Below are 12,691 nucleotides of genomic sequence, written 5' to 3'. Positions count from 1 at the left end.
AACGCCGATTTTGCGCCGGGGCGTGAAGGCGTTTTGACACGCTCCGTCCGGAGCATTTCCACGAGGCGTGATGATTCGGCACCGAATCCCGGAGGAGTGCGGTCGGGGGTTGCACTGCGCAGAACAAACGGCCCGAACCATCCGCGCCAGGACGATTCCGGGCCGTTCGCCGGCCGTTCCGCGCCGCTACTCCGCGTCCTGCCCTGCTTCCCGCGCCCGCACGGCGCGCCGCGCGCGCACCAGGAACGCCGTGAACAGCACCGCCCCGATGCCGCCGAGCGAGCCGCCGAAGGCGATCGTCAGCGCGAGCCAGTTCGGCTGCGGGATCACGTCCGCACCGAGCCGGGCGGGCTTGACCGGCGCTGGCCGCTGCCCGTGCTCGGCGGGGATCACGTTGTCCAGTGCGGCCATCGGGTCGATCAGGCCGTAGCCGACGATGTCGTTGCGGCCGTTCGGCCCGCCGGGGCTCAGCGCGGTCTTCTCGATCCGGTCCATCACTTCGCCCGCGGACAGCTCGGGGTGCTTCTGCTTGATCAGCACCGCCAGCCCGGAGACGTAGGGCGCGGCGAAGCTGGTGCCCTGGATCGGGCCCGGCTGGCCGCCCTGCCCGGTCGCGAGCTGGTTGACGACCGTGGTGCCGCCCTTGCCCGGGTCGAGCCCGGTGAGGTTCTCGCCGGGCGCTGCGACGTCCACCCACGGGCCGGGGACGGTGAACTCCGACGGCTGGCCCTGCTGTCCGACCGACCCGACCGTGAGCACGTACTTGTCGAACCAGGCGGGCAGCACCGCGGTGGTCGGGGAACCGGACGGGTTCTTCTGGCAGCTGTCCTGCGTGTTGCCCGCAGCAGCGACGACGACGATGCCCTTGTCGTAGGCGTTCTTGACCGCGTTGCCCAGTCGGTTGTTGTGGTCGCCGAGGTCCGCCATCGCTTGCGCCATCGGCTGGCAGGACGACTGCGAGATGTTGATGACGCTGACGTTCTGGTCGACGGCGTGCTGCACGGCCTGCGCCATCGACTGCGTGTCGCCGACCGTCTTGTTCTGCTGCTTGTCCTGGAACAGCTGGGAGGACTGGCGGATCGACATGATCGTCGAATCGGGCGCCACTCCGGTGAATCCCGTCTCGGGGGAGTCGGAGGCCCCGATGATCCCGGCGACCACGGTGCCGTGGCCGTCGCAGTCGGAGTTCGCCCCGCCGTCCGGCACGGCGCTACCTCCGCCGCCGTTCAGCTGCAGCCGCGGATGCGGGTTCACGCCGGTGTCGATCACCGCGACCGTCGCGCCGGAGCCGGTGTAGCCCTGCTCGTGCGCCCGCTCGAAACCGAGCGTGCGCTGGCTCCACGGCTTCTCCTGAACCGAGGTGCCGCCGCTGTTGGGCTGCATGCAGCCCTGCGCGGCTTCGTAGTTCCCGGTAACCCCGAGCGGCCCGCTGGGCGGGGTGGCGGGAGTCAGCTCCGGCGGCTGGAAGTCCAAGGGGTCCTCGGCGGAGGCGGGCATCGCAGGGCCGAACACCGTCACGCCCACTACCGCCGACAGCGCCAGCGCGCGCCGCAACGACCGGTTGGTGCGGCTGGTCATCAGAACGAGAGGTTCAGGTCGCGGACCGCCATGTACAGGTCCATGACGCCGAGTGCGAGCGGCAGCACCAGCGCGATCAGCACCGCCTCCAGGATGTCCACCGTCCGCCGCTGCACCGGCGAGAACCGCCGGTTCGGGAACACCACGCCGAACACCAGCGCCAGCACGCCGAGCAGCAGCAGCGGCGGGAACACCCCGGCCACCCAGACCGGCTGCTGCGCGACCATCACCAGCAACCCGGCGGTGACGCCGAGCGCCGCGAGCAGACCGGTCAGCAGCAGCGCCACCGCTTGGCTGCCGTTGGCGTAGTTGCGGCCGCGCAGCAGCAGCACCGCGGACACGACCACGGCCAGCAGCGGGCCGAAGACGCCGTGCTCGGACGTCACGGCCGCGAGGATCGCGCCGAGCGCCGCGGTCAGCCCGCAGCCGATGATCAGCCCGGTCATGTACTGGTGCGCCAGCCCGGTGCGGCGCTCGATCATCCGGTAGTCCGGGAAGCCCGCGTCCTCCTTGAGGTCTTCGGCGTTGCCCGGCACGTGCGGCAGCGGCAGCTTGGCGAGCTGGATGGTCAGCCGCGGCAGCAGCGAGATCCCGGCGAGCCCGACCGCGGCGGCGCCCGCGGCGACTCCGGCAGCAGTGGCTTCCCGCGGCAGCAGCGTCGCGACGATGAACGCCAGCACGCCGAACGAGGACACGGTGGCCGCGGCGATGAACGTGACCACGCCGGTGCCGATCACCATCAGCGAGATCGACGCGAAGATCAGCACCAGCGCGCTGGCCAGCAGCAGGCCCGGCCGCAGGCTGTCGCCGAACGGAATGGCGTTGAGCCCGGCCACGAACGCCATCGGCAGCCCGCCCGCCCCGGCGATCACCGTGCCGGTGGTGGGGGCGCCGTAGGCGCGGGCGACGATCGAGCCGATGCCGGTGGCGAACACCGCAACGAACAGCGCCACGACGGCCGTGACGATGTGGAACAGCAGCCCGCCGGTGACGCTGGTCAACCCCAGCGCCGCGGCCGCGCCGACCATCGCCAGCGCGCCCGCGGTGTGCCCGATCTTGTTCGCGGTCTCCTTGGTCCACGGCCGGTAGCTGCCCGGCTCGGCCTCGGCGAGCGCGTCGACCACGTCGTCGTACAGCGGCGGGGGCGGATTGTCCGAACGACGCCGCAGTTGCAGCAGGTCACCGTCCACAATGCCCAGCGAGGCCAGCGTCTGGCTGTTGTCCAGCGGCTCGTCGCCGAGCTTGGCCAGGCACCACCCGCCGTGCCGCGAACCGCCGTCGGGTGCGGTCTCTCGGGACATGTCCAGCAGCATCGGCAGCAGATCCGCCACCGCGACATCGGCGGGCAGCGCCAAGTCGATGCGAGTGTTCGGCGCCACCACTGTCACGCGGCTGAACACCGTGGTCCCGGTAGCCACTCCAGGCCCCCTACTTCCTAGGTCCGTGCATTCCGCTCGCTCCACGAAGGACGGTCGGTTTCTCGCCGAAAGCGGCCCGCCCGGCCGCGAAGCGCCCCTAGTATGGCCGCACCGACCGCGAGCGGGTGAAGGGTTTGGTCCAACTCGTGCCAACACGTTGATATCCGGTTGGTCACGAGCACGGTCGAGTCCCGGGGTTCCGCGGACGGCGCCGCCGCGGGCAGTGCAGAATGCCGCCCGCGGTCCGCGGCCGCCGCGCCCGGCCGCACGCATTGCCACGAGAAGGAAAGGTTGTCGCCTCCGGTGAGCACGCTGCAGTTCAAGCGAATGCCGCGACTGGCCGCTCCGAGGCCACCGGGTGGGGAGGTGCACCTCGAACCACCGCCGGAGATTCCGCGGGTGATCCCGGGCAACATCGTCCAGAAGGTGCTTCCGGGCGTCATGATCGTGGCATCGCTCGGGATGATGGCGTTCATGCTTCAGCGGGCCAAGGACAACCCGATGATGATGATGATGCCGATGATGATGCTGGTCAGCACCGTCGGCATGATGGCTGGTGGCGGCCGGGAAGGCGGCCAGAAGAAGGCCGAGATGAACGAGGACCGCAAGGACTACCTGCGCTACCTCGGCCAGATGCGGGAACGCGCCAGGGAAGCCGCCGACGAGCAGCGGCTGGCTCGCGAGTGGGTGCACCCGGACCCGCAGACGCTCTGGTCCATTGCGGACGGTTCCCGCCGGATGTGGGAGCGGCGCCCGAACGACAACGACTTCTGCCAGGTGCGCGTGGGCCGCGGTTCGCAGCGGCTGGAGACCCGCCTGGTGCCGCCGCAGACCGGCCCGGTCGAGGAGCTGGAGCCGATCACCACGCTGGCGCTGCGCCGGTTCGTGCGCGCGCACTCGCTGGTGTCCGGCCTGCCGATCGCCACCTCGCTGCGCGGGTTCGCCGCGGTCGGGCTGCAGGGCGAGCGCGAGCTGGCGCGCGGGCTGGCGCGGGCGATGCTGACCCAGCTCGCCACCTTCCACACCCCCGACGACGTGATCATCGCGGTCGCCTCCAGCGGCCGCTCGCGCAGCGAGTGGGACTGGGTGAAGTGGCTGCCGCACGCCCAGCACCCCACCGAGACCGACGGCATCGGCCCGATGCGGCTGATGGCCGGTTCGCTGCGCGCCATCGAGGAGATGCTCGGCGAGGAACTCGCCGACCGCCCGCGGTTCCAGCGCAACGCGGCTCCGCCGGAGGGCCGCCCGCACGTCGTGATCCTGCTCGACGACGCCGAGATCAGCCGCGAGGAGCAGATCGTCGTCGAAGGCGGCATGGCAGGCGTGACGCTGATCGACCTCACCGACGTGCTCGGCCAGCTCACCGCGCGCCGCGGGATGCGGATCGTGGTGGAGCCGGACCGGATCGGCGCCCGCGGGCAGAACAGCGTGGAGTGGTTCGGCGAACCGGACTCGCTGACCATGGCGGAGGCCACCTCGGTGGCCCGGATGATGTCGCCGTACCGGGTCCCGAGCGGAGCCGCGGCAGTGGAGGACGACGGCGCGTTCGAGCCGCTGAAGACCCCGCTGAACTACATCGAGCAGCTGGGGCTGGCGGGCGACCCGGTCACCTTCGACCTGAACGAGGCGTGGCGGCCGCGTCCGCGCGAGGACCTCTACCGGGTCGCGATCGGACCCGGTGAGCAGGGCGAGATCGTGCACCTGGACATCAAGGAGACCGCCTACGGCGGCATGGGCCCGCACGGGCTGTGCATCGGTGCGACCGGCTCCGGCAAGTCGGAGTTCCTGCGCACGATCGTGCTCGGGCTGCTGGCGACGCACTCCTCGGCGGCGTTGAACTTCGTGCTGGTCGACTTCAAGGGCGGTGCGACGTTCAACGGTTTCGAGACCGCGCCGCACGTCTCGGCCAGCGTCTCCAACCTGGGCGACGACGCCACGCTGGTGGACCGGATGCAGGCCGCGCTGGACGGCGAGATGAACCGCCGCCAGGAAGTGCTGAACAAGGCGGGCGCGCGCAACGTCTGGGACTACCGCAAGCTCTACGAAGCCGGTGACGACAACGCGCAGGAGCCGATGCCCGCGCTGTTCGTGGTGATCGACGAGTTCAGCGAGCTGCTCTCGCAGAAGCCGGACTTCGCCGAGCTGTTCACCATGATCGGCCGGCTGGGCCGGTCGCTGCAGGTCCACTTGCTGCTGGCCTCGCAGCGGGTGGACGAGGGCAAGCTGCGCGGTCTGCAGGCGCACCTGTCCTACCGGGTCGGGCTCAAGACCTTCGACGCTTCGGAATCCCGTGCGGCGATCGGGATGCCGGACGCCGCGGACCTGCCCGCCGACGGTGGGCACGGCTACCTCAAGCATCCCGAGGGCATGGACCGCTTCCGCGCCGCCTACGTCTCCGAGCACGACCACCAGACCAGCGGCCGGCGTCCGATGGGCATCGCGGCCTCGCCGGTCACCGGCGAGAAGCGGCCGCGGGAGTTCACCCCGGAATACGTGGAGAAGCCCCCGGAACCGGAGACCTCGGTGGTCGAGGAGCCCAAGGAGACCAAGGACGACACCGCAGCACCGACCGACTTCCAGCTGGTGATCCGCAAGGTCGAGGGCGCGGGCCCGCCCGCGCACACGGTGTGGCTGCCGCCGCTGGACGCACCGCCCACTTTGGACGGTCTGCTGCCGCCGCTGCAGGCGACCGACGACCGCGGCTACACCGCAGCCGGTTCGTTCAACAGCGGGCGGTTGCAGGTGCCGGTCGGGCTGATCGACGTGCCGTACCACCAGCGCCAGGACTCGCTGACGCTGGACCTGGCGGGTGCCCAGGGGCACGGCGCGGTCGTCGGCGGCCCGCAGGCGGGCAAGTCCAACCTGCTGCGCACCATGATCACTTCGATGGCGCTCACGCACACCCCGCAGGAGGTGCAGTTCTACTGCATCGACCTCGGTGGCGGTGCGCTCTCGGCGCTGCGGAACCTGCCGCACGTCGGCGCGTTCGGCAGCCGCCGCGATCCGGACACGGTGCGCCGCACGATCGCCGAGATCAAGGCGCTGATGACGGCGCGGGAGGCCCGGTTCCAGGAGACCGGCCTCGACTCGATGAGCGATTTCCGCGCCCGCAAGCAGCGCGGCGAGCTCACCGACGACCCGTACGGCGACGTGTTCCTGATCATCGACGGCTGGGAGGCGTTCCGCGCCGAGGCGGAGTTCGAGCCGCTGGAAGCCGAGATCAACAACCTCGCGCAGCAGGGCCTGGCGTTCGGCATCCACGTGTTCCTGTCCGCGAACCGGTGGTCGGGCATCCGCCCGGTGCTCAAGGACAACCTCGGCACCCGGCTGGAGCTGCGGCTCGGCGATCCGGGCGAGTCGGAGGTGAACCGCAAGGTCGCGGTGACCGTCCCGGAAGGACGGCCCGGGCGCGGTCTGCACGTGTCCCAGCTGCACTTCCTGACCGCGCTGCCGCGGGTGGACAGCGAGAAGCTGGGCGACCGCATCCCGGTGGAGCGCAAGCGCGCGGAGGAGGCCAGGAAGCGCGGTGCCGACGAGGCCGAGCGCACGCCGCGCCCCGGCTGGCAGCTCTACAACGACGACCTCGCCGACGGGGTCGCCGACCTGGTGAACCGGGTGAAGAGTTCGTGGAAGGGCCGTCCGGCGCCGCAGGTCAGGCTGCTGCCGGAGCTGCTGCCGTACGAGCAGCTGCCGACGCTGGAGCAGCAGCCCCGGCCGCACCTGGTGCCGATCGGCATCAACGAGGACGGGCTCAACCCGGTCTACCTGGACTTCAAGGCGGAGCCGCACTTCTACGCCTTCGCCGAGCGGGAATCGGGCAAGACTTCGCTGCTGCGCACGATCGTCCGCGGGATCACAACGCGCTACACGCCGCAGGAGGCGCTGATCCTGCTGGTCGACGTGCGCCGCACGATGCTCGGGTTCATCGACTCGCCGCACCTGATGGAGTACACCGTCACGACCGAGCAGCTCAAGAACAACGTCCGCGACGTGGCCGCGGCGCTGAAGAAGCGGATGCCGGGTCCGGACGTGACCCAGCAGCAGCTGCGGGACCGGTCCTGGTGGACGGGTCCGGAGCTGTTCGTCGTGATCGACGACTACGAGCTGGTCTCGCCGCAGGGCAACAATCCGCTGACGCCGTTGCAGGAGTACGTCGCCCAGGCCACCGACGTGGGTCTGCACATGATCATCGCGCGGAACTCCGGCAACGCGGGTCGCGCGCTGTTCGAGCCGATCATCGGCAAGATGCGGGAGGTCTCCACGCCGGGTCTGGCGATGAGCGCCAACAAGGACGACGGGCAGCTGGTCGGCAACATCAAGTCGCGGCAGCTGCCGCCGGGCCGGGGCACCTTGGTCAGCAGGCGGCTGCGGACGCCGCAACAGATCCAGACCGCGATGATCCGCCCGGAGTGATCGCCGGACCGGATCGGGCAATACCACGGACCTCCCTCGCCGATCGGTGGGGGAGGTCCGTCGTTCCAGGCGCGCGGAACGCGAAATCATGACACGATCGAGCGAAGATCTTGCTCCGATGTAACACTTAAACTGTGTCCATGTCGGACACACCGCGAGCTCGTGCTCTGGGAAAGGAATTGCGCTCCGCACGGGCGGAGTCCGGGTTGACGATGCGCCAGGTCGGCAGCTTGATCGGCTGTTCGGAAGCAAAGGTCAGCCGGCTGGAGACCGCCCGGCGCAGACTGTCCCCGCCCACCGTGCGCGCGTTCCTGGACGCGCTCGACGTGCGCGGCGGGGAACGGGACCGGCTGCTGCGGATGGCGCACGACATCGATCGCACCGCCTGGTGGGAATCCGGCGGCGGGCTGCCCGCCCAGCTCACCGAACTCGCCGACGCGGAAAGCCGCGCGGTGCGCATCACCGAACTGTCCGAAGTGCTCATTCCAGGGCTGCTGCAGATCCCGGAGTACTCCCGCGCGCTGTTCGCCGCGACCGAAGTGGAACCGCAGCACCGCGACCGGCTCGTCGCGGCCCGGCTGGCGCGCCAGCAGATCTTGAACGAGCCGGATCCGGTGCGCTACCTGGTGCTGCTGGACGAGGCGGCGCTGTGCCGGGCGGTCGGCGGCAGGTTGGTGATGGCCGACCAGTTGCGCGCGGTGCTCAAAACGGCCCGGCTGCCGAACGTGACGCTGCAGGTGATGCCGTTCTCGCTCGGCGGGCACACCGGGCTGGACGGCCCGTTCCTGCTGCTGGAGTTCGAGCGGAGCAAGCCGCTGGTGCACTTGGAGCAGCGGCGCTGCGGCGCATTCCTCGATGCTCCGGAAGATGTCACCCCGTTCCAGCGCGCTCGCTCTACGCTGTGCCGGACCGCGATGAGCCCGGCGCGTTCGGCCGACCTCGTCGCGGCCTATGCCGATGCGTACGAGCGTGAGGAGGACACCGGTGATGGGCGGCGGGAAGCGCTGGCGGAAGTCGAGCTACAGCGGTAGCCAGTCGGCTTGCGTGGAGGTCGGCGGCGTGGCGGCGGTGGTCCGCGTCCGGGATTCCAAGGACCGTTCCGCGGTGTTGCGCTTCCGCCGCGAGCAGTGGCGCAGCTTCGTCGCCGACCTCAAGCGGCGCGAATCGCCGTTTCCCGCGCGGCGCATTGCCGCAGTTCTGCGCGCGAATGCGCCCGCACCGTTTTGCAGCGGCACACCGGGAGCGGACGTCAAGCGATCTGTGTGAATGCCACCCGATCGAGGGCAGATTGTTGAAGTGAGCGCACCCTCGGCACCTAGGCTGCTTCGGTGAATTCTGATCGGGGGGGGGAGTTCAACTCGGGCAAAGTTCCGTTCCCGTCGGCAAGCCTGCCTGCCGCCGAAGACACCGCCGCTGCAGCGTCCGGGTCGGAGGTTCGGCCGGTGGCGCGTGAAGGAGTTGTTGGTGTCCCTGCACGTCTCGGTCGACTTCGGCACCTCCAGCACTTGCACCGTGGTCTCCGCGGGCGGCGGTGAGCCGCAGGTCGTGGCCATCGACGGCCGCCCGCTGGTGCCCTCCGCGGTGTTCGCGGCGGCCGACGGCACGCTGTTCGTCGGCAACGAGGCGGAACGGCAGGCCGCGGTCGACCCGTCCCGCTTCGAACCGCATCCCAAGCGGCGCGTGGACGAGGGCGAACTGCTGCTGGGCAGCACCGTGCTGCGGGTCGGCGACGTGGTCCGGTCGGTACTGCAGCGCGCTGTCGGCGAAGCCCGCAGGTACGCGGGCGGTGCGGCGGTGGAGCTGCTGGTGCTGACGCATCCGGCCGATTGGGGTTCGGTGCGCGCGGGCGTGCTGCGCCAAGCCGCGGCAGGGCTGGCGCAGCAGCTCGTGCTGGTGCCGGAGCCGGTGGCCGCGGCGGTGTTCCACTCCTCCGGCTGCGGTCGGACCGGTTACGGGCAGGCCGGTTGCGGCGGCGCCGGCTACGGCCTGCCGGACGGCGGTGCGCTGGCGGTGCTCGACTTCGGCGGCGGCACCGTCGACGCCAGCGTGGTGTGCAAGCAGGGCCGGTCGTTCCGGGTGCTGGCGACCAAGGGCGACCCGAACTACGGCGGCGCCGACATCGATCAGGCGCTGCTGGAGCACATCGGCGGTGTCGTGTCCGGAATGGACCCGGCGGCCTGGCAGCAGCTGGTGGCGGGCCGCGAAATGGCCGACCGCCGCCGCAGGCGGGTGTTGCGCCAGGACGTGCGGGGTGCGAAGGAGACGCTGTCCCGGCACACCTACACCGACGTGCCGATGCCGCCGCCGTTCTCCGACGCGCACCTCACCCGCGCCGATCTGGAGCGGCTGGTCGCCGCGGCGCTGGCCAAGGCGGTCGACCTGGTTCCGGCGACGCTGCGCGAGGGCCGGGTCCCGCGTTCCCGGCTGGCCGGGGTCTTCCTGGTCGGCGGGTCCAGCCGGATTCCGCTGGTGTCGCGGCTGATCCACGAGCGAACCGGCGTGCTGCCGACCACTTTGGACCAGCCCGAGACCGTGGTCGCGCGCGGTGCGCTGCGCGCGGTGCGGCTCGATCCGGAACGAGCCGGCGGCCTGGCGCCCGCCGGGGCGCATCGCGGATCCAACGCCCCGACGGTGCGCAAGTACCCGAACTCGCCCGCGGGCGTTGCGCAGACCGCTGCGCAGGTGGCCGCGCCCGCGCCACCGCCGGTGCAGCCGGACGACTCGCTCAGCCGAGCGTCCACAGTGGTCATCGGCGGCAGCGATCAGACCCGCCCGGTGCTGCGGTGGCCCGCGGCGCAGCAGCGCAGGCGCGCCGTGCAGTGGCGGGGAAAGGCGCTGCCCCGGGTGCTCGGCGGCGGCGCCGCGTTGCTGGGCGTCGCCGCGATCGTGGCGGCCGCGCTGCTCTCGCCGGGTTCCGGCGGACGGGCCCAGCAGCCTCCGGCGGAGCACATCGCGCAGTACGAGTACTCCTTCGACTACCCGGCGCAGTGGCAGCAGACCGGCGGAGACCCGAACCTCTGGCAGACGATCGTCGCCCCGGGCCCAGGTCGCGACGACCGGATCGTGGTGCAGGAAGGCGACCTCGGCTACGACACCGGGGCGGATCGGGCGCGGGCGGTGCGGGACCTGCGCGCGCAGTACGACCGGTTCGTCGCGCAGGGCAAGCCGTTCTCCGCTTTCGACGGCGATGTTTCGTTCGCCGGGCGCAACGCGGTGTACTACCGCGAAGACCTCGCGGGCACGACAGCGGAATGGTTCGTGCTGCACCAGGGCCGGTTCCAGGTCAGCGTCGGCTGCCGCTACACCGCCGCGGCCGAACAGGAGGTGCGGCGCGGCTGCGAGCAGGTCGTCTCCTCGCTGCGGGTGCCCTGATCGTCTGCCGGCGAGTACGCGGCCGTTGCGCAGAGGTTTCCGAGCGTTCGGTTCACCATCGCGAATCACTCCTGCAAATAGCGTCCGTGAATCCGTTGTGCGCGGCACCTTTCCCGTTCGCGAATGCCTTGGTGGCCCGCGGAAATCGGCGATGGCGTTCACAGCCGCAACTGTTTGGGCACAAGCGGGGACAACGCGGAACCGGGCATGGCAACCTCTCCGTCGTAGATGCATCGATCTTCGGGCGACGTTTGAAGGAGACCTGCGGTATGAGCGGATTTGAAGCCGACGCACAGCAGATGGAGACGGCTGCGAGCCAAATCGAAGAGGTCCGCAGCAACGTCGACCACGCGGTGAAAACGCTGCACGGCCAGATCGAGCCGGTGATGGCGGGCTGGGAAGGGCAGCCGGCGATCGTCTTCCGCAGGCTGATGGACCGTTTCCAGCAGAACGCGGACACGATCAACCGGAAGCTCGGTGAAATCGGGGAGGCCGTGCAGATCTCCGGCAAGGAGTACGACAAGAACGAGCAGGAGCAGGCCGACCAGATGTCCCGGATCGAGGGCTTGCTCGAAGGTTGAGGGGCTTCGAACTTCCTGGTCCGATTCACCGACGACGTAACGTGCGAGGATAACTCATGATCAAGGTCAATTTCGCGCAGCTCAGCCAGGCATCGGACGACCTGGGCGCGGTGTCCCGCAAGATCCAGGCGGAGCTGGACGAGCTGGAGCAAAAGCTCAAGCCGCTGGTCGAAACCTGGAGCGGTGGTGCTATGGAGGCGTACAAGGGTGCGCAGCAGGAGTGGGACCAAGCCGCCAGGGAGATGGTCGAGACCGCCGCGAAGATGGGCGTGGCCGTCAACACCGCCAACGAGGCGTACCAGGCCGGCGAGCGGAAGAACGTGGGCAGGTTCTGAGAATTTCCGGGGACGTCGGCCACCGGCGGTAGCCGATGTCCCACCGCACGCCGACCCCGCGGGCAGGATGCCCCGGGGTCGGCGGCGTCCGGTAGGCGGGTGTCCGCTCGTCGCGTGGTGCCGGGTAGCATCTCGGTCGGCGACGAGGCGGGCGTTCCGATGTGGTCGGCGAGCCCGGACTGGCGCGGCAGTGCGATCCAGGCCAAGCGACCCCGTTCGATCCGGCTTCGCGCCACCGAGTACCCTGATTGTTTGTTGTGCGGTGCGCGACTGCGGTGTTGGAGCGGTGACCGGACCCAGCGGAACGCCAGGCGTTGGCCGAGGCGGCGCCGGGGGAGCAGGTCTCCGGTGAACACCCAGGACGTGCCGGTTCCCCGGCCCGGCCGGGGCATCCGACCCGGCACGGTTCCGATGGGCTTCCCGGAGGAACACGGGGTCCGCACCGAGATTCCGACGCGAACGACGACGAGGTAGATCCGTGCGCACGTACAGCCCGAAGGCCGGTGAGGTGACCCGCGCCTGGCATGTCATCGACGCCGAGGACGTGGTGCTCGGCCGGCTGGCCACCCAGGCCGCCCTCCTGCTGCGGGGCAAGCACAAGCCGATTTACGCCCCCCACATGGACACCGGCGACTTCGTCGTCATCGTGAACGCCGAGAAGGTGGCGCTGACCGGGAACAAGCGGGAGCAGGCGTTCCAGTACCGGCACAGCGGCTACCCGGGCGGGTTGCGCAAGCAGTCCTTCGGCCAGGTGCTCGAGTCGCACCCGGAGCGGCTGCTGGAGAAGGCCATCAAGGGGATGCTGCCGAAGAACAAGCTCGGCCGGGCGATGAGCAAGAAGCTCAAGGTCTACGCCGGACCGGAGCACCCGCACGCGGCCCAGAACCCGCAGCCGTACCAGATCAACGCGAAGGTCGAGAAGTGACTGAGGGACCCGAGGACCAGCCCGTGACCACGCCCGCCGCGGAGGAGACTCCGCTGTCCGAGACCGTCG

9 protein-coding genes are annotated in these 12,691 nt (G+C 70.3%); 7 read left to right on the top strand and 2 right to left on the bottom strand.

Annotation, left to right across the window (positions count from 1 at the left end):
- Positions 1 to 186: 186 nt before the first annotated feature.
- Complete coding sequence (gene mycP, locus V1457_RS05140; RefSeq protein ID WP_200068423.1) at positions 187 to 1,578, bottom strand: type VII secretion-associated serine protease mycosin; 1,392 nt, start codon at positions 1,576 to 1,578, stop codon at positions 187 to 189.
- Complete coding sequence (gene eccD / locus V1457_RS05135) at positions 1,578 to 2,996, bottom strand: type VII secretion integral membrane protein EccD (RefSeq protein WP_200068424.1); 1,419 nt, start codon at positions 2,994 to 2,996, stop codon at positions 1,578 to 1,580. The genes mycP and eccD overlap by 1 nt, the downstream gene beginning before the upstream one ends.
- 303 nt (positions 2,997 to 3,299) lie before the next feature.
- On the opposite strand from eccD, the gene eccCa reads away from it, so the two are divergent.
- The 7 genes from eccCa to rplM all read left to right on the top strand — a co-directional run bounded on the left by eccCa (position 3,300) and on the right by rplM (position 12,622).
- The gene (eccCa, locus tag V1457_RS05130) at positions 3,300 to 7,409 is read left to right on the top strand and encodes a type VII secretion protein EccCa (RefSeq protein WP_338600885.1); all 4,110 of its coding nucleotides are present in this window, start codon (positions 3,300 to 3,302) and stop codon (positions 7,407 to 7,409) included.
- Between the two features lie 140 nt (positions 7,410 to 7,549).
- On the top strand, positions 7,550 to 8,440 hold the full coding sequence (locus V1457_RS05125; RefSeq protein WP_338600883.1) for a helix-turn-helix transcriptional regulator: 891 nt from the start codon (positions 7,550 to 7,552) through the stop codon (positions 8,438 to 8,440).
- A gap of 28 nt (positions 8,441 to 8,468) precedes the next feature.
- Positions 8,469 to 8,675, top strand: a complete 207-nt coding sequence (locus V1457_RS05120) for a DUF397 domain-containing protein (RefSeq protein ID WP_307849875.1) — start codon at positions 8,469 to 8,471, stop codon at positions 8,673 to 8,675.
- Between the two features lie 198 nt (positions 8,676 to 8,873).
- Entirely contained in the window at positions 8,874 to 10,781 is a 1,908-nt protein-coding gene (locus tag V1457_RS05115) for a type VII secretion-associated protein (RefSeq protein WP_200068428.1), read from the top strand.
- A gap of 269 nt (positions 10,782 to 11,050) precedes the next feature.
- Complete coding sequence (locus V1457_RS05110; RefSeq protein ID WP_338600876.1) at positions 11,051 to 11,362, top strand: WXG100 family type VII secretion target; 312 nt, start codon at positions 11,051 to 11,053, stop codon at positions 11,360 to 11,362.
- 56 nt (positions 11,363 to 11,418) lie between these two features.
- On the top strand, positions 11,419 to 11,697 hold the full coding sequence (locus V1457_RS05105) for a WXG100 family type VII secretion target (RefSeq protein WP_200068430.1): 279 nt from the start codon (positions 11,419 to 11,421) through the stop codon (positions 11,695 to 11,697).
- Between the two features lie 478 nt (positions 11,698 to 12,175).
- Positions 12,176 to 12,622, top strand: a complete 447-nt coding sequence (gene rplM, locus V1457_RS05100) for a 50S ribosomal protein L13 (RefSeq protein WP_200068431.1) — start codon at positions 12,176 to 12,178, stop codon at positions 12,620 to 12,622.
- Positions 12,623 to 12,691: the final 69 nt, after the last annotated feature.

Origin of the sequence: Saccharopolyspora sp. SCSIO 74807, from assembly GCF_037023755.1 — a bacterium.
Classification (GTDB): Bacteria; Actinomycetota; Actinomycetes; order Mycobacteriales; family Pseudonocardiaceae; genus Saccharopolyspora_C; species Saccharopolyspora_C galaxeae.
Note: the sequence above shows the minus strand (reverse complement) of the source record. Positions and strands in the feature narration are given on the sequence as shown.

What these genes read in the sequence shown, in the direction of transcription:
- V1457_RS05125 (WP_338600883.1), top strand. Translation starts at nt 7,550, where the DNA reads ATGTCGGACACACCGCGAGCTCGTGCTCTGGGAAAGGAATTGCGCTCC.
- V1457_RS05105 (WP_200068430.1), top strand. Translation starts at nt 11,419, where the DNA reads ATGATCAAGGTCAATTTCGCGCAGCTCAGCCAGGCATCGGACGACCTG.
- V1457_RS05110 (WP_338600876.1), top strand. Translation starts at nt 11,051, where the DNA reads ATGAGCGGATTTGAAGCCGACGCACAGCAGATGGAGACGGCTGCGAGC.
- mycP (WP_200068423.1), bottom strand. Translation starts at nt 1,578, where the DNA reads ATGACCAGCCGCACCAACCGGTCGTTGCGGCGCGCGCTGGCGCTGTCG.